The sequence below is a fragment of the Paraburkholderia sp. BR13439 genome, from assembly GCF_040948805.1.
GTDB classification, from domain to species: domain Bacteria; phylum Pseudomonadota; class Gammaproteobacteria; order Burkholderiales; family Burkholderiaceae; genus Paraburkholderia; species Paraburkholderia youngii.
This window is the reverse complement of the sequence record NZ_JBFPKN010000009.1, coordinates 224,548-243,910: the sequence shown is the minus strand read 5'-3', so window position 1 is coordinate 243,910 and position 19,363 is coordinate 224,548. Positions and strand designations below refer to the sequence as shown.

Below are 19,363 nucleotides of genomic sequence, written 5' to 3'. Positions count from 1 at the left end.
ATCGCATCGTCCATAGAGCGAGCAACAACAATGAAAAAACGCACAATGACCGCGCAGGCGGCGATCGTCTTCTGTGCCGTCGTCTCGGGCGCATGGGGCGCGTCGGGCAACGCCGTACTGATGGGCACTGTCTCCGATCCTCTGGGACATCCCGTCGCTCACGCGAAAGTCGAGATACAGGACGCGAGCGGCGCCTCCGTCAAGATGTCGAGCTCGGACACGTCGGGCCATTTCTCGATCGACGGGGTGGCACCCGGCACGTATGCGGTCGTCGTCACCGCTACCGGCTTTGCGAGCGGCAGCAGCATCGCGACGACCCAGTCCGGCGCCCCGGCGAGCGTCAGCGTGCAACTGCAAAAGAGCGACACACTCGACGTGCAGGTCAACGCTCGACGTCTGAACGCCGTGCGCAACGGCTTGCTGCCCGAGACAGGCAGCAGCGTCTACCGCTTCACTCAGGCCGATATCGACACGATGCCGGCGGGCGCGAACACGCCGCTCAATCAGGTGTTGCTGCAAGCGCCCGGCGTCGCCAACGACTCGTATGGCCAGGTGCACGTGCGCGGCGAGCACGCCAACCTGCAATACCGGATCAACGGCATCACTATTCCGGAACCGATCAGCGGCTTCGGCCAGTCGCTCGACACTCGCATCATCGATCAGATGAACCTGCTGACGGGCGCCCTGCCCGCGCAATACGGCTACCGCACGGCTGGAATCGTCGACATCCGCACCAAATCGGGTGACACAGGTAACGGCGGCTCCATCGACGTATTCGGCGGCAGCCATCAGACTGTCAGAACGAGTGCCGACGTGTTCGGCAGCGAGGGACCGTTCAGCTACTATCTGAGCGGCTCGCTCGGCATGAACAATCTCGGCATCGAGAATCCGACTGCAAGCGCCAATGCGATTCACGATCACACGCGCGAGGGCAATGCGTTCGGCTATCTGTCGTATCTGATCAACCCGCTCACGCGCGTGAGCCTGCTGTTCGGCGCGACCAGCAACCAGTTCGAGATTCCGAACACGCCGGGGTTGACGCCGAACTTCGCGCTCGCCGACCACACCACGTTCGACTCGTCGCAACTTAACGAAACGCAATCGGAGCTGAACAACTTCGCGGCGCTGGCGCTTCAGGGCACCAACGGCGGCGCGCTTGACTACCAGGTCGCCTTCTTCACGCGCTATACGCGCACGAAGTTCAATCCCGATCCGATCGGCGACCTGATGTTCAACGGCGTGGCATCGGAGGACTTTCATAGCAACACGGCCAATGGTGTGCAGGTCGACACGACCTGGCGAATCAACGACAGTCACACGGTTCGCGCGGGTGTCTTCTTGCAGCAGGAGCACGCGGTATTCGACAACAGCGTGTCGGTTTTCCCAGCCGATGCGGACGGCAACCAGCTTTCTGACGTACCCTTCAACATCCAGGACAGCAGCAGCAAGACCGGCTATCTGTACAGCCTGTACGCCCAGGACGAATGGAAGCTGACCGATCGGCTCACGCTGAACTATGGCTTGCGCTACGACCGCATGGACGAGTACACGAGCGCGAGCCAGTTGAGTCCGCGCGTCGGCCTCGTCTACACGCTCACGCCGTCGACTACGCTGCACGCCGGCTACGCGCGCTACTTCACGCCACCGCCGTTCGAACTCGTGTCCGGCTCGACGATATCGAAGTTCGACGGCACGACGAATCAGAGTCCGACAACCCAGAACGATCCCGTACAGCCGGAACGCAGCCACTACTTCGACCTCGGTATCACGCAGAAGCTCGGCCCTTCCGTCACGCTAGGACTCGACGCGTACTACAAGAAATCGACCGACCTACTCGACGAAGGACAGTTCGGCTCCGCGCTGATCTTCACGCCGTTCAACTATCAATACGGCAAAACGTATGGTGTGGAATTCACCGCCAACTACAAACAGGACAACCTCTCCGCGTATCTGAACCTCGCCTATAGCCGCGCGCAAGGTAAGAACATCAACTCCGCGCAGTTCAACTTCGACGCGGACGAGCTGGCATTCATCTCGAACCACTGGGTGTTTCTCGATCACGACCAGCGCGTGACGGCATCGTTCGGCGCGGCATACGACTTCCACCAAACCACCTTCACGTTCGACGGCATCGTCGGTTCCGGCCTGCGCAGCGGCTTTGCGAATACCGACCGCCTGCCCGTCTATGCGCAGTTCAACCTCGGCGCGATCCAGCACTTCAACGAGCCAATGATCGGCAAGTTCGATGCGCGGTTGGTGGTCATCAACGCATTCAACCGCGTTTACCAGTTGCGCGATGGTTCGGGCATCGGCGTCGGCGCGCCGCAGTACGGTCCGCATTTCGCCGTCTATGCGGGCATGACGAAGTACTTCTGATCGACCGTTAGGAGAACCATCATGCAGGAATGGACAGGCTTTATCGCGGCGATGCGTACTGGCGGATGGATCATGTATCCGCTCAGCGTGCTCGGCGTGCTCGCGTTGACGATCATCATCGAGCGGGCCTATGTGTTTGCCCGCTTCGCAAGCGCGCCGGCGCGTCTTCTGCAACCCGCGTCAGGCGATGACCACCGGCTCAACGGCCTCGCCCCGTACCACGCGTTTCGGCGCATGGCCGCGCCATGGCAGCCAGAAACGAATGCGCCGCTGTGGCTGCGCGAGGCGTCGGCGCAATCGATCGCGTCGCAGATCGAGCGCGACATGGGGCGAGGTCTGTGGCTGCTCGAAACGATCGTCACGGCGGCGCCGCTGCTCGGCCTGCTCGGCACGATCGTCGGGATGATGAAATCGTTCCAGCTGTTCGGCGGCAATGGGCTCGTCGATCCGGGCGGTGTCACGGGCGGGGTCGCGCAGTCGCTGGTGGCAACCGCGATTGGATTGATCGTCGCGGTCTTCGCGCTGTTCGCGTTCAATTATTTTTCACGACGGCTCGAGCGTCTGATGGATGACCTCGAACTGTTCGCCAACGCGCGACTCAGCGCACTGCGCCTGCAGCACGAGACGCGCGGAGAGCGAGGATGAAACTCAAACGCTCGCGCGCCTCGCGGCGCGGCCGCATCGAAATCATTCCAATGATCGACGTGATGTTCTTTCTGCTCGCGACCTTCATGCTCGCCTCGCTCGCAATGCAGCGTCTCGATGCGGTGCGAATCAATCTGCCTTCGGGACACGCGCAGCCGATCAGCACGAGCGAGCCGCTGACGATATCGGTGAGCGGCAACGACGAGGTCTCAGTCAATCGCCATGTCGTTCGCGCGGATCAGATCGAGCCCGAAGTAAAGCGCCTGCTGCGCGCGGACGGTAACGTCGTGATCGCGGCCGACGATCACGCGGGTCACGGCGCGGTCGTGCAGGCGATGCTCGCGGCGCGTCGCGCGGGCGCCGAACACTTTCTGATCGCCGTGCATCGTGATTGAAGGTCGCCGCGATTGGTTCGAGAGACGCGCTGCGAGGACGCTGCGTACTGCCATCGCGACTCTGATCGCGCTCGGTATCTGGCTGCTGATGCTGGTCACACTGTCTGCCGGATTGCTCAGACCGGCCCGGCCAGTCCCGCCGCCTGCTCCGCTGGATATGCGCGTCGTCGTGCTCGACGAACCCGCGGCGTCAGAATCCCGCACGCCGCAACCTGCTACCCCGGTTCCGGCGAAACAGGCACCAACGCATGTGCAGGCGCAATCGCGCACCTCGATGCGTCGCGCGATGCCGCCTGCGCCAGGCGAGCCACGAACGCAGACGACGACCGCCGCCGCAACGCCGTCTGCACCGGTTGCAAGTCCAGCGCAACACCCGTCGCAAGATGAGCGGCCGGAACAAACGGCTGCCGCGGGATCTCGGCAATCATCCGCACAGCACGACGCCGCGCCGAGCGCCTCAGCAAGCTCCGACACTGCCGCCCGCTCCATTTCGCAACCATTGCCGTCCCTGCCCGACGATCTGCGCGAACAGGCCTATCAAACAACGGCGACAGCCCGCTTCACGATCCACGCCGATGGCTCGGTCGACGTCGAGCTCGTTCGGGCAACACCGAACCCCCGTCTCAATCAGCTGCTGCTCGTCGCGTTGCGGCGCTGGCGCTTTTTTCCCGCGCTGCGCGACGGCCGGCCCGTCGAAAGCACGCAGGACGTCCGCGTGCATTTCAACGTTAGCTGAGCCCTCACCGCAGATCCGCACGCAGATCACGCACACCTTTGCCGAGTCGTTGGCGCAATAGCGTGCGTAACGTGGCACCGTCGACATAACCGACCTCGGCCGCGATCGCGTCGATGCCGAGGCCGCTGCCATGCAGCAGCGACTGCGCATGCTCGACACGCAGATCCTGAAAGTACGCCAACGGCGATTTGCCGAGCACGTCCTGGCAACGACGCTGCAGCGTGCGCGCGCTCGTCGCCAGTGCGGCCGCCGCGTGCTGCAGCGAGAACCCTTCCTTCAGATGATCGCGCGCCCATCGCTCGAAACGCTGAACCAGCGGATCGGCCTGCGCCAGGTGGTTGGGAATGATGTACGGCGCCTGCGATGAGCGCAGATCCGCGAGCAGATAGCGCGACACGAGCGCGGCCAGTTCGGGGCTCGCGCGACGGATCAGCCACAACGCGAGATCGAGATGCCCCATCGCCGCCCCCGCCGTCACCCCGACCTCCGTTGGCACCAGCATGCGCGACTCGTCGAGCAGCACCGCCGGATAGCGTTGCCGGAACAATGGACTCAGCCACCAGGTCGTGGTCGCTTCGCGATGATCGAGGAGTCCGGTTTCCGCGACGAGGAACGTGCCGATGCACGACGCGGCGAGCAACGTGCCCTCTGCATGCCACGCGAGCAATTGCTCTGTGGCGTCGCGCACGTCCGGCCGTTCGAGCGCCGGCACCAGTTGCTCTGGTGTGCCGGTGCCGAGCGCGGGAATGACCACCCAGTCCGGTCTCAGGTCGGCGGTGATCGCTTGCACGGGGATGGCGAACCCCTGCCCCGACTGGACCTTCCTGCGCACGCCGACGATCGACAGATCGAAGTGCGGCCGCCCGCCCATTTTCGCGGCCGCGAACCGGTTGGCGAGCGAGAACGCGTCGAGCATGACGGTGAGGCCGGTGTCGAACAGCCCCTGCAGGGCGAGGATCGCGATGCGCATGGCGTAAATGACCCTAAAGTTGTCATTTGCGACGATACAGCTTTTTCCGACCGAGGGCTACAGTGAACTCCGTTGTACATCGCAACGAACGTCGACCAAGGAGGTCACTGATGAAAGTTTTCGCCATCGCATCCGCACAACCGACCCTCACCCCGGACAAGCTGCAGCAGCATTTGCCTCACGAGGTGCCGGCCACTCTGCAGTTCTATCTGGACGGCAAGATCGAGCAGTTCTGGTTCCGCGACAAGGCCGGGCCGATCTTCCTGATGAACGTCGGATCGGTCGACGAGGCCAGGTCGATACTCGACGCGTTGCCGCTCGTGGCCGACGGGCTGATGAAGTATGAGTATTTGCCGGTGGGACCGCTCGCGCCGCTCGGGCGGCTGATTCAGAAGGGTTGATGTTGCTGGCGGGATGAACGGTGCCGCCGGCCTCGCCGGCGGCACGCTTGCAGAAGCATCACTGCCCGACCTTCTCCGATTCAACCACGAGGTCCAGTACATAAGCCACCGACGGCCCGTCGGCAGGCGGGTTCCTGATCGTAAAACGCTTGACGCGCACCACGTTACGGATGCCCGGCGTGTGCGTATAGCCTTCGATGTTCTGATTGAACGGCTGCCACGGACCGGGCGTGCCGGTGGCCAGCCCCTGCTCGTCGAAGAAGCGTTCGCGCACGAGCAGGCATTGCCCGTCCAGCATCAACGGATGGGTGCACGGCACCGACTGCGGCGCCACCTCCAGGAACGCAATTTGACCGGGGCCGCCGTAGCGCGTCTCGGCCGTCGGCACGCCGGTAAAGCTCAGCGTATCGCCGTTATCCGTGACGAGTTGCAGGCGCGGCCCGTTGTCGCGCGCGAGCAGGTTCACGTTGACGCTGCCGCGCACTCGCTGCGAGATCGCATCGTCGAGTGCGGCAAGCGCGGGGTCGTTGCAGGCCATCATCGTGGTGACCATCGGGCCGATCTGCAGATATCCCTTCCTCACTGTGTAACCCGCTCCCATGTTGTTGCAGCTATTGACGACGGTGATCCGATACGGACTGAAGTCCAGTTGCAGCGGTTTGTCCGGGCGGGCGAACAGCGCATCGATGCGGTTGCCGTGGCTGTCGATCGCGTTGCTCAGCTGCCAGTGGTAGCGGGTCAGCTGATCGGTGCCAGTCGGCGCCGCCGGGTTCGCCGCGGCCGTGGTCGCCGCGGGAGCCGGCGCCGTCACTTCGGGTGTCTGCGCGCAGGCGGCGAGAACGAGCGGCAGCAGGAGCATGCGGTATTTCACGTCGGCACCTCGGTGAGTTCAGTGGTTGTTCCGGGCGTTGGCCCGCGTCACCTGGCGAAGGGACGCGAGCATCAGGTCGCATGCCCGAAAGCCGGAAAAGCCAGTGAAGGTCACCACCCGGCCACATTACGCCGGGTTTGCGCACCTGCGTCGCTCAGGCCGCGAGCATCGACTCGACGACCGACAGCATAACGCAGGTAGATGGCGGAAATATGCTGTTCGATGTTTGCCTGGATCGTTCGTTAGGTTACCGAACTGCGGCGGGTGACGCGGGCTACGCCTTGGATATGTCGCGACGCACGGCAGGCGCGGCGTGAAGTCTCCTGAGCCGGGGACGCAGCATCAGATAAAAGGCGGCAACGTGCGTGATCGCCAGCGTCGGCACATAGATGATCGGGATCGCGTACAGCGCGCCCAGTTCTCCTGAATGCGCGGGCAGATCGGCCGCTGTCGCGTGGTAGTAGTCGACAAGCAGATCGGCCATACCGACCAGATTGAAAGCAACCACGAACGACCAGAAAAGCGGCCGTATCCGCGCCGTCAGCAAGGCCAGCATCGCCAGCACGCCCGTGGCGAAATCTCCATAAGCGGCGAACGCGGCGAAGCTCGCGGACAGTTGCGGACTGACGACGCCAGGCAGCAGGAACGCGAGCCCGAAGAAACGGAAGCTGTGCAAGGTGGCGATCGCGCGTTGCGCGTCGAACGGCGCCATCGACCTGAGCTTCGGCCACACGTAGGTGCCGAAGCACAACAACCAGGCAACGTAGCCCAGAACGAGATGCATCTGAAAGAGAAGCCGCGCTGACATGGTGCCTCCTGTCGAATGTTGGATGCGCAGGTGATAGGTGTACCATCGTCTCGCGCGAGCGACTATTCCTCACAATGTTGACAGGCTATGAAGCAGAACTTCACAGTCAGGCAAGGTGCACTCGACGGCGTCGAAGTCTTCCTCAGCGTGGCCGAGCATCGCAGTTTTCGCGGGGCCGCCGCGGCGCTCGGCGTGACGCCGTCGGCGGTCAGTCAGGCGGTGCGTGTGCTCGAAGCGCGCATCGGCGCGACGCTTTTCATTCGCACGACGCGCAGCGTCGGCTTGACCGAAGCCGGCGAGCGCTTTCTGGCGCGCGCCAAACCCGCTTTCGAGGAACTCGTCGCCGCCAGCGAGGTGGCGCGCGGACTCGGCGAGCGGCCGTCCGGCCTGTTGCGTCTTTCGGTGCCGCGCGCGGTCGTGCCGATCCTGCTGGAGCCGCTGATCGCGTCGTTCTGCGAGGCCAATCCAGAGGTCGAGGTGGAGATTGCGGCCAGCAAGGAGCTGATCGATCTTGCGGCGGAAGGCTTCGACGCCGGCATCCGGCTGGGCCAGTTCGTTGCCGCCGACATGGTCGCGGTGCCGTTGACGGCGCCATTCCGCTTCGTCGTGGTGGGGAGTCCTGGCTATTTCGCGGCGCGCGGCCGCCCCGAACACATCGACGATCTGCGTACGCATGCCTGCATTCGCTGGCGGCGCTCCAGCGGCGCGCTCGCGTCGTGGTCGTTCAACGACAACGGCCAGCCGATCGAGCTCGCCGTTTCCGGTCCTTTCATCGCCAGCGATTTTCTGGGCATGCTGGGTGCGGCGAACGCGGGCATCGGCCTTGCCCAGCTACCCGAGCCGATGGCCGCCGAGGGGTTGCGAACCGGAAAGCTCGTACGCGTTCTGGATGCGTATGCGCCGATGATCCCTGGCGTGTTTCTCTACTATCCGAGCCGCCGGCAGATCATGCCGAAGCTGCGTGCGTTCATCGATCATGTGAAGCGCCGAATGGCAAGTACCCAGAATGGACACTGATCGCCTGATCGATGAACCTGCACCAACGAGTCTGTGGCGGCGCCTCGATTGGCCATTGTGGCGCGACCTTCGAACGGCACGCTCTTTAGGCGAGGCATGTGGATATGTGCTGAAGCCACCCGGTTGGCGGCCCGATGGTAACGGGGAGACAACCGAATACCTGCGGCGGCGTGCCAACTCACAGCACCTCGCCCAGGGACTGGCCTCGGAGCGGATTCCAACTCATTAGCCCTGTAATATCGACCGCCCCAGAACTAATAACTCGTTGAACTGCGTGACCAGTTCAAAACACAAAGCAAACGACAGCGTATAGGAGGGCCCGGGAAATCTGTGCATCCACCTCAGAATCGGCGCCGCAATAGGTGTTCTAACGGCGTCCCGAGTCATTATCCATGTGATGGCCGCTCCGATCGCCGCACCCGCGATTATGTCGGTCGGATAGTGCCATCCGAGATAAACGCGGGGCAGACATATGAAGAGCGTGGTGTATAAAAGCGCGAGCACACCGACGCCGCGCGACACCAGAAAGATCCCGGTTGCGACCGAAATCCACAGCATCGCATGGTCACTCGGGAAGGAACTCCAGGCTGGCAACACGGCCGCATCCAGACCACCCGATGGAAAATTCAGGTGTAGCTCCGGATTAAAAAGAGGCCGCGTACGGAATGGCAAATAATGCGAGACGAGTCTGAATATCGCGAGCGCAAGGAGGCCGCTCGCGATCGTCGCGACGACCATTTCACGCTCCCAATCGCCACGCTGGCTGGGTTTGCACCATATCCACCACAATACGGGCATGAGCACCAGGCCCTTGAATGTGTATAGGTCCGCGATGATTCTTATCGTGTGGTTCCACGTGGCGCAACTCAGCGCCATGTGCGTCAGGAAGGTTTGGATTGCGGTATCGAAAGGGTTCATTCGTTGCTCAGGTGCGTTTATCGCGCAGCATCGATTCAACGTTTCTACGTCGCGCAGCCGGGCGACCTGCGGTGGATGGTCGTTGGGGCCCTTCATGCAGTGAGTTAGTCCGCCGGTTCGTTGGCGTGCATCGAAGCTTGAAAACAACCGTCATCCTAGTGTCCGCAATAATTTCCGAACACTCGGTGCGATAGCGAACGTTTGCACTTAACGGAACCTGTCGCGTTGCAGCGATGCCTTGATTGCGGGTTTCAACCGGTGCTGAAAGCCTTCCTCGCCAAACACGACAAACAGCGACGTCAAACCTCGCGACCCGCCAGCCTGCTTCTCTTAAGCAATTCTTCAGCATGATTACATTACGATCGCGCCGAACCGGACAAGACGAATAACCGACGCGCATTCAAGGGATCTGTTGCCATGCAGTTGCTGTTGATGGGAAAGGATGAGTTGATCGCTGGGCCGGCCGTGGATACGTTGCGACGTGCGGGCCATATCGTCGACTGGACGAGTGTCGTTGGCGAGCCCATGAGTTGGCCGGACTGCAGCTTGTACGACCTCGTCATGCTCGACCCCGACCTGTCGGGAATCGACGTTATTGACGCGTTGAAGCGATATCGAGAGTGCGGTGGCCATGCCTTCGTGATCATCGTGACGGCACAGAGGGAACTGGAAACCTGTATTGCCGCACTCGACGCAGGCGCGGACGATTACCTGGTCAAACCATTCGACGTCGATGAACTTGCGGCGCGCGTACGTGCGTTGACGCGTCGCAGAGTGGTACGGACGGTTCCCGTTCTGGCGTACGACGGCCTCATGCTGGATGCAGCCTCTCATCGAGTCACCCTGCATGGAGAGCCGCTCACGCTGGCGCCGCGCGGGTTCGCTCTGCTACAGGCGCTAATCGAAGACCCGGCGCGCGTTTTCACTCGCTCAGAACTTGAAGCGAGGATATGCGATCCACGCGAGGAAATCGCCAGCAATGCCATCGAAGTGCAGGTGTGTGGCTTGCGACGAAAAATCGGAGCAGGACGGATCGTGACGGTACGCGGCGCAGGCTATTGTCTGAGAACACCCGACTCGAAAGTCCGCTTCGCTGGCTAGCGGACGTTGCCGTTTCGAGCTCGGTTACCCACCTCGTTGCGAGAAACCATCGTGAGCGCGAGTCCGGCCAGCACGAGAGCCACGCCGACCACGAAGGGATGGACCGACCCTGTCGCCGAACATCAACGATGCAGCGGCGATGCCGAAGACCGGCTCAAGGAACTGAACGCCCTCGGACGCAGTGCCCTGGTAGGCGATGATATCGTGGCTGGACACCTCGTCGCGCCGTTTCCCGACATTCGCCTGAAAGTCGAGCGCGGCTATGATCTGGTCTATCGCGTCGGCAATCGCGATCATCTCAAGGTCTGCGCGCTGCGCGACTGGTTAGCCGCCGAAGTGCGGCGATTTCTGGCAGACACGAGATGCAGTTTTCAGACTAGCGATAGTTCACGAAGTCGATCAGGTCGTTGAGGAACCACGGCAGAATCAGTTGCGTGTCAGAATAGCTGGTGCCGACGGTAAGTCGCGGTGGTCTCGCAGCGGCGTCGGGAGCGTGCAGTATGTAGGCGTTCGTATCATGCGCCGCCTGAGGATTCGCCGGCGGCGAGGTCGACGTGCAGCCGGCAGCGAAAACGAGAAATGCTGCGAAGCAAAGAGACTTCATGAGCGGGCGAACTCCGGCGACGTTTTCTCCATTATGGCCGAACTCAGTCGAATACCCGCAACGAGCCGCGCCCGCTTCACAACGCCAGCACCGTCACGCCCACTTCCATCCGATGCGCGCCGCCGCCGAGAATCGTCCCGCGCAGCAACGACACATCGCTGTAATCACGCCCGATCGCGAGCGTCACATGATCGAGGTCGGCGAGCGCGTCATTGGTCGGATCGAGATCGATCCAGCCGCTGGCCGGACAATGCACCGACACCCACGCGTGCGAAGCATCCGCGCCAATCAGACGGGGATGACCTGGCGGCGGATCGTTGCGCAGATAGCCGCTGACGTAGCGCGCGGGCAAACCGAGCGAGCGCAGGCAGCCGATCATCACCTGCGCGAAATCCTGGCACACGCCGCTCTTCAGTTCGAATGCGCGTTCGGCCGGCGTATCGAACAGCGTCGCCGACGGCTTGTACGCGAAGTCCTCGTGAATGCGATGCATCAGATCGATCGCACCGGCAACGAGCGGCCGGCCGGGCGTGAAGCTCGGCAACGCATAGGCGCGCAAAGAAGGTCGCAGCGCGATATTCGGCGACGCGAAGCAATACTCCGCCTCGGGACGGAACGCGCCGCTCACGCGAAACCGTAGCGCCTCGGCCACGGCTTCCCAGACGGGGGTGGCCTCGGCGTCGAGGTCGGTCCAGCGCGGCGTCAGCGCAACCGTGGTCTCGCTGACGAGTTGCAGACGCTCGTGCGGTGTATCGAGCGCGAAATACAGCACGTCGTTGCCGAACGCGTCGATGCGGCTATGCCTATACGACGGCTCCGGCTCGATCCGCTCGCTGCGCGAGATCACGCGCTGCCACGGACACGCGAGCGGCCGGATCGTCGCCAGATGCTGCGCGGTTTCGACATACGTCGAGTAATGGTAGGTAGTGCGATGCGAAACCGACAGCACCGTCGACGCGTGCTTCATACCCACACCTGCGAGGCGACCGTGGTCGCGTGACTGAAATAGCGCGCGCTGATTTCATGCGCGGCCGCATTGGCGAAGCCGCCGATCTGATCGCACAGCGCAATCAGCTTGCCATGCGAGCCGTGTTCGTCGACCTCGCAAAGCGATCCGAGCGACGGCAGCATCTCGACCGGCGGCAGCAACTCCGCGAACGGCCGATGCCGCACGCTGCCCGCCGCGATGGCGATCTCGTCGAGCTTGTTGCGCAGCCGTTCGTACACGCCATAAATGCCGCGCGGATTGTGCGGTTCGATCACGAGCAGATCGAGCAGCGCGGGCACTTCGAAACGCCCCGGGTACAGCGAGCGATACGTGAGCGTGCTGTCGAACATCTGCAGCAGCAGATCGAAGCCGGCCGGCGTCGCGAGTTGGCCGTTCGCGGCGACGCCTCGCATGAACGCGGCCATCGTCGCGACGCGTTCGATATGACGCCCGACGAACAGCAGCCGCCACGCCTCATCGCGCGTCATGCGGTCGCCCTGCGCGCCGCTGATCGCCGATAGCTGCACCGACAGATGTTCGAGCGCATTCGCGAGCGTCACGCGATCGTAGCGATCGAACGCACTGCCGGTGCTCGTGGCGCCCGCGCCGCCGTTGCCTGCGCCCACGGCAGGCAGCAACACCTGCAACGCATCCTGAAAGTCGTTGCGCGCCGCGAGGATCATGCGCCAATGATCGTTCGACAACCGCCCGCGCACCTCGCCGTTCGCGCGCGCCTGGCAGTTGAGGTTCTGGCTGATGCTGACACTGCCCGCGCTCTCGCCGAGATTCGCGACGAGCGCCCGCTCGAAGGTCTGCGGCGAGGCCGGCCCGTGCGGCGACGCCAGGTCGCCAGGCTGCACGAGGCCGCACCATGTCGCGAGTTCGACCAGCGTCGCGAACATCGCGTCGGCGTCGTTGCCTTCGAGCGACCCGAGAATCAGCCGCAGCAACCGCACATTGTTTTCCGCGCGCTCGCCGTAGCGGCCCGCCCAGAACAGGTTCTCGGCGGCGCGGCTCGATACCGTGCGATGCTTGCGCGTGAGGTCGGCGGGCTGCATCGGCGAAGGCAGCAGCGTGAACGTAGAGCTTGGCTGGCTCGACAGCACCCAGGTATCGACGCTGCTGCCGCCATGCTGCATCGATACCGTGGTCTGACGCTCGGCGGCCATGCGGGTGAAGCCGCCCGGCATCACGTGCCAGCCGCCGTCGACGTCGGCGATCGCATAGACGCGCAGCACCGACGGCCGCCCGCCGATCGTGCCCTCCTCGTAGCGCGGCGTGCAGGAAAAGCGCTGCTCCTGCTGGATCGTGAACGCGTCGGGCAACTCGTCGATGCGCTCGCGCCATGCCGCGAGCGGCTGTCGGCCCCGTTCGATGCCGGGCGGCGCATCGCGTCCCGCGAGCGGCCAGGTCGGCACGATCAACGCGTCGTGGAGATGCGCGAACGCATGCTCGCGCGCGGCCTGTTCGCCGCACCACCAGGTCGGCACGCCGGGCAGCAGCAGCTCTTCGCCGAGCAACGCTTCGGCGATACCGGGCATGAAACCGTGCAACGCCGGCGACTCGGCGAACCCCGAGCCCGGCACGTTCGACACGATCACGTTGCCCGCGCGCATCACCTGCAACAGCCCGGGCACGCCGATCGTCGAATCGGCGCGCAGCTCGACCGGATCGCAGAATGCATCGTCGAGACGGCGCAGCACGACGTGCACGCGTTCGAGGCCTGCCAGGGTCTTCAGATAGAGCCGGTCGCCGCGCACGGTCAGATCCTTGCCTTCGACCAGCGTGACGCCGAGATAGCGCGCGAGAAACACATGCTCGAAATAGGTTTCGCTGTACGGCCCCGGCGTGAGCAGCGCGATATGCGGTGAAGCGTCGGCGCTTTCCTCGTCGCGCATCGTCGCTTGCGCGGCCTGCACGAGCGTCGCGACCAGTTGCGAATAGAGCGGCGCGAGCCGGCTCACACGCAGCGAGCGGAACGGCTCGGCGAGCAGCGTCGACACGATCAGGCGGTTTTCGAGCGCGTAGCCGAGACCGGACGGCGCCTCGGTGCGATGCGCGATCACGCTCCACTCGCCGCCCGGCGTGCGCGCGAGATCGAGCGCGACGACCTGCAGATACTGGCCACCGGCCGGCGTGAAGCCCTTCACCGAACGCAGATAGCCCGGATGGCCGAACACCAGCGCGGGCGGCAGTTGCCCATGTTCGAGCAGCGTCCGCGGTCCGTAGATATCGGCGACGATCGCGTTGAGCAGACGCGCGCGCTGCGCGACGCCGCGCTCGATCTGCGCCCACTCGGCCTCGCTGATCAGGAACGGCAGCAGATCGAGCGCCCAGGGCCGCGACTTGCCGTTGTCCGCGTAGACGTTGTAGCTGATGTCGTTATCGCGGATCTGCCGCGCGATCGACGCGTGATGGTCCGCGAGCCGCGCCACGCCGTCCTCGTCCAGCAGCGCGAAGAACTGCCGCCACGGCTCGCGCAGCGCGCCCGACGCGTCGCGCAGCTCGTCCCAATGTCCGTCATGACCCGGCAGCAACCGCAATAGGGACGAAGCGTCCGCCGGCATCGCGGACGCTTCGAAGGGCAAGGTCGATTGAAAGGCCAAGGTCGTGTGGTGTCAGCGATGCGTGTTGTTCAACTGTGGCGCAGATCGAGCGTGAAGGGAAACTCGAGGCTGCGTTGCGGTCGGCCCACGGCGAGCGGTCCCGGCGTATGACCCGACGCGAAGAAACGCGCGCGCCGCCGGCTTTCCGCCTCGTAGGCGTTGACCGGAAAGGTCTGATAGTTGCGCCCGCCCGGATGAGCGACATGATACTGGCATCCGCCGAGTGAGCGGCCGCTCCAGGTGTCGACGAGGTCGAACGTGAGCGGCGCGTGCACGCCGATCGTCGGATGCAGCGCCGACGATTGCGCCCAAGCGCGAAAACGCACTCCGGCCACGTACTCGCTGACGCGGCCGGTCGGCTGCAGCGGCACCGGCACGCCGTTGACGCTCAGCACGTGACGATTGCCGTTCAACCCGAGCGCGCGCACCTCGAGCCGCTCGACCGACGAATCGACATAGCGCACCGTGCCGCCGGCGGAGCCCTCCTCGCCCATCACGTGCCACGGTTCGAGCGCGTTGCGGATCGTCAGGTCGACGCCGCCCAGCGTCATCTCGCCGACGAGCGGAAAGCGGAATTCGAAGTGCGGCGCGAACCACGCGCTATCGAAGGCGAAGCCCGCTTCGCCGAGTTCGGCGAGCACGTCGTCGAAATCCATCTTTACGAAGGTGCCGAGCAGAAAGCGGTCGTGCAGCTCGGTGCCCCAACGCGTGAGCCGCCGCGTGTACGGCATGCGCCAGAATCGCGCGACCAGTGCGCGCAGCAGCAATTGCTGCACCAGACTCATGCGCGCGTGCGGCGGCATCTCGAAGGCGCGCAGCTCCAGCAGACCGAGGCGGCCTGCGGGTCCGTCGGGCGAATACAGCTTGTCGATGCAGAACTCGGCGCGGTGCGTGTTGCCGGTCACGTCGATCAGGATGTTGCGCAGCGCGCGATCGATCATCCACGGCGGCAGGTTGCCGCTGTCGCGGCCGCCGAGCAGATCGACCTGCCGTTGCAACTCGGCGAACGCGATTTCGAGTTCGTAGACCTGGTCGTTGCGCGCTTCGTCGACGCGTGGTGCCTGGCTCGTCGGTCCGATGAACAGCCCCGAAAACAGATACGACAGCGACGGATGGTTGTGCCAGTACGCGATCAGGCTCGCGAGCAGGTCGGGCCGCCGCAGGAACGGGCTGTCGGCCGGCGTCGCACCGCCGAGCACGAAGTGATTGCCGCCGCCGGTGCCGGTGTGGCGCCCGTCGAGCATGAACTTCTCGCTGCTCAGATAGCTGTGCGCGGCCGACTGATACAGGTACTCGGTGTGATCGACGAGCTCGTCCCAGTTCGCGGCCGGATGAATGTTGACTTCGATCACGCCGGGGTCCGGCGTCACCTGCAGCACCTTCAGTCGCGGATCGCGCGGCGGCGGATAGCCTTCGAGCACGATCTGCATCTTCAGCTCCCCGGCCGTCGCTTCGACCGCGGCAAGCAGGTCGAGATAGTCGTCGAGATCGGTCAGCGGCGGCATGACTACGTGCAGCAGCGTGCGGCCGCTGCCGAAGGAATCGGCTTCGGCTTTCGGGCCGGCCGCGCGCTTCGGGTCGCGTGCCTCGACGCACACCGCGGTGCGCAGCGTGTCCTTCGACGATTCGCCACGCGCCGGCAGCCCTTCGTCATGGCGCGGCGGCGCATACGCGAGCACGCCGCCTTGCGGCATGCCGCTCAGCAGATCGGCCGCCGACAGCGACAGCGCGGCCGCCTGCCGCGCGCTGGTCTGTTCCTCGGCGATCTGCCGGCTCTCGCGGCCGCCTTCGTACTGCACGCGCAACTGCGCAGCCGTGCGCAACGGCTGCGGCGGCGCGAACGGATCGTGCGCGTGCTGATACGGATAGTCGGTCTTCGACACCCACGGCAGCGAATCGAGCGGCAGCCGGTAGCCCATCGGTGAATCGCCGGGGATCAGATACATGCGTTCGTCGCGGAAGAACCAGCGGCCCGTGATCCACTTCGCCGCGATGCCCGGCGCGCCGCGCTCGCGGCCGAGCGGCAACACGTAGCCGGCCGGACTCGCGAGCCCGGCGTCGAACACGCGGCGCAGCCGCAGGCGTTCGAGTTCGTCGTCGAGGCGCGCGTCGAATGGATCGACGTTGACCGGCAGGCGACGCTCGCGCCACAGGTAGTACCAGGTGTCCTCGTAGCCGGGCTGGATGCAGTCCGCGTCGAGCGACAGCTTCGCCGCCAGATGCGCGATGAACCGTTGCGCGTCGCCGGCCGTGTAGCGGCCCGGCTCGCGTTCATCGGCGAACAGGGCCGGGTTGCGCCAGCATGGCTCGCCGTCGGCGCGCCAGTACAGCGACATCGCCCAGCGCGGCAGTTGCTCGCCCGGATACCACTTGCCCTGGCCGATATGCAGGAAGCCGTTCGCGCCGTAGCGTTCGCGCAATCGGTCCATCAGCGCGACCGCGTAGCCGCGCTTGGTGGGTCCAAGCGCGTCGGTGTTCCATTCGGCGGCATCGCGATCGCGCACCGACACGAAGGTCGGCTCGCCGCCCATCGTCAGTCGCACATCCATGTCGGCGAGTTCATAGTCGACCCGCGCGCCCATCTTCAGCACGTCGTGCCAAGCGGCTTCGCTGTACGGCTTCGTGACGCGCGGCGACTCCAGCACGCGTTCGATCGACATCGTGTGTCCGAATTCGACCTCGCATTCGTCGACCGCGCCCGAGATCGGCGCCGCGCTGCCCGGCTCCGGCGTGCAGGCAACCGGAATATGGCCTTCGCCGGCGAGCAGCCCCGAGGTCGGATCGAGCCCGATCCAGCCCGCGCCCGGCAGATAGACCTCGCACCACGCGTGCAGGTCGGTGAAGTCGACCTCGGTGCCGCTCGGGCCGTCGATCGACTTGACGTCGGGCGCGAGTTGCAGCAGATAGCCGGACACGAAGCGCGCCGCGAAGCCCAGTTGCCGCAGCGTCTCGACGAGCAGCCAGCCCGTATCGCGGCACGAGCCCGACGCGTTGACCAAGGTTTCCTCGGGCGACTGAACGCCCGGCTCCATCCGGATCAGATAGCGAATTTCGCGTTGCAGCCGCTGGTTCAGCGCCACCAGGAAGTTCGCGGTGCCGGCCGGCGTGCGGTCGATGCTCGCGACGAACTCCGCAAAGCGCGGCGTCATCGGCCGTTTCACGCAGTAGGGCGCGAGTTCGGCGGCGAGTTCCGGCGCGTAGTCGAACGGAAACCGCTCGGCCGATGGTTCGAGGAAGAAGTCGAACGGATTGTAGACGGCCATCTCGGCGACCAGATCGACGCTCACCTTGAACTCGCGCGTCTGCTCGGGAAACACCAGCCGCGCCTGATAGTTGGCGAACGCGTCCTGCTGCCAGTTGATGAAGTGTCTCGCGGGCTCGACGCGCATCGAGTACGCCAGGATCGGCGTACGGCAATGCGGCGCGGGCCGCAGCCTCACGACTTGGGGCGACAGCGTAACCAGTCTGTCGTAGCGGTAATGAGTAACGTGATGCAAGGCGACGCGTATGGACACTCCGGACTCCTCGACGAAAGGCGCAGCCCGCCAAAAAAGCAAGCTCTATGCCGTTGCTGGACAAAACCCGCGTGAATCGTTTGGTGTTGCCTGAATTGCGTGTGCGTTTTGCGTATCTGTTGTCTTGCCGTTGGGCTACGTCGGACCGTGCACCAAAGCGGCGCAGCACCGATGCACGATCCTGACCGTACTGTGCGTTAAAGCGGTGAGGTCTGGCAATCGCGGCATGAAGATTGCGAACGTTCGTCACCGCAACCGACATCGCACTGATCACAAGGCCGGCCCGATGAAAACCTTCCACTGCAATCGCTGCGCGCAATTGTTGTTCTACGAGAATGTCCGCTGCGAGCGCTGCGAGTCGCTGCTCGGCTATCTCCCCGAACTGCGCGAAATCAGCGCGTTCGAAGACGCCGGCGACGGCCGCTGGCGCAGCCTGCATCCGGAGGCCAACGGCGCGCTGTTCCGGCAATGCCACAACTACGCGGTCGAAAACGTCTGCAACTGGATGATCCCCGCCGATTCGCCCGATACGCTGTGCCGCGCCTGTCAGTTGACTCGCACGATTCCGAACCTGAGCGAACCGGAAAACCGGCTCTACTGGTACCGGCTCGAAGTCGCGAAACGGCGTCTGCTGTACACGCTAGGCGAGCTCGGCCTCGATGTGCAATCGCGCGACGCGGACCCCGAGCGCGGTCTCGCCTTCGAATTTCTCGCCGACGGCGGCGATGGCGAGCCGGTGATGACCGGTCACGACAACGGGCTGATCACGCTGAACATCGCCGAGGCCGACGACGCGCATCGCGAGAAAGTGCGCACCGCGATGGGCGAGCCGTACCGCACGCTGCTCGGCCACTTCCGCCACGAGACCGGCCACTACTTCTTCAGCCAGCTGATCGAAAACGAGCCGCGCTGGCTCGAACCGTTTCGCAAGCTGTTCGGCGACGAGCAGGCCGACTACGGCGAAGCGCTGAACGACTACTATCGCGACGGTGCGCCGGCCGACTGGCAGGCGTCGTACATCAGCGCGTACGCAACGATGCATCCGTGGGAAGACTGGGCGGAGACGTGGGCGCACTATCTGCTGATCGTCGATGTGCTCGATACCTCGACGTCGTACGGACTCGCGCTGCTGCCCGACGATCCGAGCGAGCCGACGCTGACCGACCGCACGCCGGTCGAGGATGCGAGCTTCGGCAATCTGATGAAGCGCTGGTTTCCACTCACGTACGCGCTGAACAGCCTGAACCGCAGTCTGGGTATGCCCGACGGCTATCCGTTCACGCTCGCCGCGCCGGTGGTCGACAAGCTGCGCTTCGTGCATCGCGTGATCGCGGCGGCGGGCGGCAAGCGCGACAACCGGAGCGACCGCGAGCACATGAGCGCATAAAAGAGCCCGCTGTCGGATCAACCGG

Annotated in this window: 16 protein-coding genes and 1 pseudogene; 10 read left to right on the top strand and 7 right to left on the bottom strand. The window is 64.4% G+C overall.

Annotated elements, in window-relative coordinates; translation table 11 throughout:
* Positions 1 to 30 precede the first annotated feature (30 nt).
* The 4 genes from AB3X96_RS19905 to AB3X96_RS19890 are packed head-to-tail and all read left to right on the top strand — an operon-like array spanning position 31 to position 4,152.
* Complete coding sequence (locus AB3X96_RS19905) at positions 31 to 2,376, top strand: TonB-dependent receptor (protein ID WP_368591012.1); 2,346 nt, start codon at positions 31 to 33, stop codon at positions 2,374 to 2,376.
* A 21-nt stretch (positions 2,377 to 2,397) separates the two neighbouring features.
* Positions 2,398 to 3,021, top strand: coding sequence for a MotA/TolQ/ExbB proton channel family protein (locus AB3X96_RS19900; protein WP_368591011.1), 624 nt, complete (start codon positions 2,398 to 2,400; stop codon positions 3,019 to 3,021).
* The gene (locus AB3X96_RS19895) at positions 3,018 to 3,416 is read left to right on the top strand and encodes an ExbD/TolR family protein (protein ID WP_368591010.1); all 399 of its coding nucleotides are present in this window, start codon (positions 3,018 to 3,020) and stop codon (positions 3,414 to 3,416) included. The genes AB3X96_RS19900 and AB3X96_RS19895 overlap by 4 nt, the downstream gene beginning before the upstream one ends.
* The gene (locus tag AB3X96_RS19890; RefSeq protein WP_368591009.1) at positions 3,409 to 4,152 is read left to right on the top strand and encodes a TonB family protein; all 744 of its coding nucleotides are present in this window, start codon (positions 3,409 to 3,411) and stop codon (positions 4,150 to 4,152) included. Before AB3X96_RS19895 ends, AB3X96_RS19890 begins: the two co-directional genes overlap by 8 nt.
* Before the next feature lie 4 nt (positions 4,153 to 4,156).
* On the opposite strand, the gene AB3X96_RS19885 is transcribed toward AB3X96_RS19890, so the two are convergent.
* Complete coding sequence (locus AB3X96_RS19885) at positions 4,157 to 5,122, bottom strand: GlxA family transcriptional regulator (RefSeq protein WP_368591008.1); 966 nt, start codon at positions 5,120 to 5,122, stop codon at positions 4,157 to 4,159.
* 110 nt (positions 5,123 to 5,232) lie between these two features.
* On the opposite strand from AB3X96_RS19885, the gene AB3X96_RS19880 reads away from it, so the two are divergent.
* Positions 5,233 to 5,523 (top strand): hypothetical protein, encoded by a 291-nt coding sequence (locus AB3X96_RS19880; RefSeq protein ID WP_368591007.1) that lies wholly within the window; start codon positions 5,233 to 5,235, stop codon positions 5,521 to 5,523.
* Positions 5,524 to 5,581: 58 nt separating this feature from the next.
* On the opposite strand, the gene AB3X96_RS19875 is transcribed toward AB3X96_RS19880, so the two are convergent.
* Positions 5,582 to 6,394, bottom strand: a complete 813-nt coding sequence (locus AB3X96_RS19875; protein ID WP_368591006.1) for a DUF4377 domain-containing protein — start codon at positions 6,392 to 6,394, stop codon at positions 5,582 to 5,584.
* Between the two features lie 274 nt (positions 6,395 to 6,668).
* Positions 6,669 to 7,202, bottom strand: coding sequence for a hypothetical protein (locus AB3X96_RS19870; RefSeq protein ID WP_368591005.1), 534 nt, complete (start codon positions 7,200 to 7,202; stop codon positions 6,669 to 6,671).
* 87 nt (positions 7,203 to 7,289) lie between these two features.
* On the opposite strand from AB3X96_RS19870, the gene AB3X96_RS19865 reads away from it, so the two are divergent.
* Together AB3X96_RS19865 and AB3X96_RS19860 are read left to right on the top strand one after the other, a co-directional pair.
* Positions 7,290 to 8,219, top strand: coding sequence for a LysR family transcriptional regulator (locus tag AB3X96_RS19865; RefSeq protein ID WP_368591004.1), 930 nt, complete (start codon positions 7,290 to 7,292; stop codon positions 8,217 to 8,219).
* 55 nt (positions 8,220 to 8,274) lie between these two features.
* Positions 8,275 to 8,448 (top strand): annotated as a pseudogene (locus AB3X96_RS19860) (sterol desaturase family protein); the annotation flags it as partial.
* Here the strand turns inward: AB3X96_RS19860 and AB3X96_RS19855 are convergent.
* Positions 8,445 to 9,137, bottom strand: a complete 693-nt coding sequence (locus AB3X96_RS19855) for a phosphatase PAP2 family protein (RefSeq protein WP_368591070.1) — start codon at positions 9,135 to 9,137, stop codon at positions 8,445 to 8,447. The pseudogene AB3X96_RS19860 and the gene AB3X96_RS19855 sit on opposite strands and share 4 nt — an antisense overlap.
* Positions 9,138 to 9,554: 417 nt before the next feature.
* Here AB3X96_RS19855 and AB3X96_RS19850 point away from each other — a divergent pair, with 417 nt between their 5' ends.
* Both AB3X96_RS19850 and AB3X96_RS19845 read left to right on the top strand, forming a co-directional pair.
* Positions 9,555 to 10,238: a winged helix-turn-helix domain-containing protein gene (locus tag AB3X96_RS19850; RefSeq protein ID WP_368591003.1), complete on the top strand. Its 684-nt coding sequence runs from the start codon at positions 9,555 to 9,557 to the stop codon at positions 10,236 to 10,238.
* A gap of 51 nt (positions 10,239 to 10,289) precedes the next feature.
* Positions 10,290 to 10,649, top strand: a complete 360-nt coding sequence (locus AB3X96_RS19845; RefSeq protein WP_368591002.1) for a hypothetical protein — start codon at positions 10,290 to 10,292, stop codon at positions 10,647 to 10,649.
* A 269-nt stretch (positions 10,650 to 10,918) separates the two neighbouring features.
* Here AB3X96_RS19845 and AB3X96_RS19840 read toward each other — a convergent pair whose 3' ends face one another.
* Genes AB3X96_RS19840 through AB3X96_RS19830 form a run of 3 tightly spaced genes read right to left on the bottom strand, consistent with a single transcriptional unit; the run spans position 10,919 to position 17,951 of the window.
* Positions 10,919 to 11,809 carry a transglutaminase N-terminal domain-containing protein gene (locus AB3X96_RS19840; protein ID WP_368591001.1) on the bottom strand — a complete coding sequence of 297 codons (891 nt, stop codon included), beginning with the start codon at positions 11,807 to 11,809 and terminating at the stop codon, positions 10,919 to 10,921.
* A complete protein-coding gene (locus AB3X96_RS19835) occupies positions 11,806 to 14,436 on the bottom strand; it encodes a circularly permuted type 2 ATP-grasp protein (RefSeq protein WP_368591000.1) in 2,631 nt (876 codons plus the stop codon). Before AB3X96_RS19835 ends, AB3X96_RS19840 begins: the two co-directional genes overlap by 4 nt.
* A gap of 29 nt (positions 14,437 to 14,465) precedes the next feature.
* Positions 14,466 to 17,951, bottom strand: coding sequence for a DUF2126 domain-containing protein (locus AB3X96_RS19830; RefSeq protein ID WP_368590999.1), 3,486 nt, complete (start codon positions 17,949 to 17,951; stop codon positions 14,466 to 14,468).
* Between the two features lie 286 nt (positions 17,952 to 18,237).
* On the opposite strand from AB3X96_RS19830, the gene AB3X96_RS19825 reads away from it, so the two are divergent.
* The gene (locus AB3X96_RS19825) at positions 18,238 to 19,338 is read left to right on the top strand and encodes a putative zinc-binding metallopeptidase (RefSeq protein ID WP_176106648.1); all 1,101 of its coding nucleotides are present in this window, start codon (positions 18,238 to 18,240) and stop codon (positions 19,336 to 19,338) included.
* Positions 19,339 to 19,363 lie beyond the last annotated feature (25 nt).

Coding starts and splice junctions, on each gene's coding strand:
- AB3X96_RS19905 (WP_368591012.1), top strand. CDS start 31: ATGAAAAAACGCACAATGACCGCGCAGGCGGCGATCGTCTTCTGTGCC.
- AB3X96_RS19900 (WP_368591011.1), top strand. CDS start 2,398: ATGCAGGAATGGACAGGCTTTATCGCGGCGATGCGTACTGGCGGATGG.
- AB3X96_RS19895 (WP_368591010.1), top strand. CDS start 3,018: ATGAAACTCAAACGCTCGCGCGCCTCGCGGCGCGGCCGCATCGAAATC.
- AB3X96_RS19885 (WP_368591008.1), bottom strand. CDS start 5,122: ATGCGCATCGCGATCCTCGCCCTGCAGGGGCTGTTCGACACCGGCCTC.
- AB3X96_RS19880 (WP_368591007.1), top strand. CDS start 5,233: ATGAAAGTTTTCGCCATCGCATCCGCACAACCGACCCTCACCCCGGAC.
- AB3X96_RS19870 (WP_368591005.1), bottom strand. CDS start 7,202: ATGTCAGCGCGGCTTCTCTTTCAGATGCATCTCGTTCTGGGCTACGTT.
- AB3X96_RS19865 (WP_368591004.1), top strand. CDS start 7,290: ATGAAGCAGAACTTCACAGTCAGGCAAGGTGCACTCGACGGCGTCGAA.
- AB3X96_RS19855 (WP_368591070.1), bottom strand. CDS start 9,137: ATGAACCCTTTCGATACCGCAATCCAAACCTTCCTGACGCACATGGCG.
- AB3X96_RS19850 (WP_368591003.1), top strand. CDS start 9,555: ATGCAGTTGCTGTTGATGGGAAAGGATGAGTTGATCGCTGGGCCGGCC.
- AB3X96_RS19840 (WP_368591001.1), bottom strand. CDS start 11,809: ATGAAGCACGCGTCGACGGTGCTGTCGGTTTCGCATCGCACTACCTAC.
- AB3X96_RS19825 (WP_176106648.1), top strand. CDS start 18,238: ATGAAAACCTTCCACTGCAATCGCTGCGCGCAATTGTTGTTCTACGAG.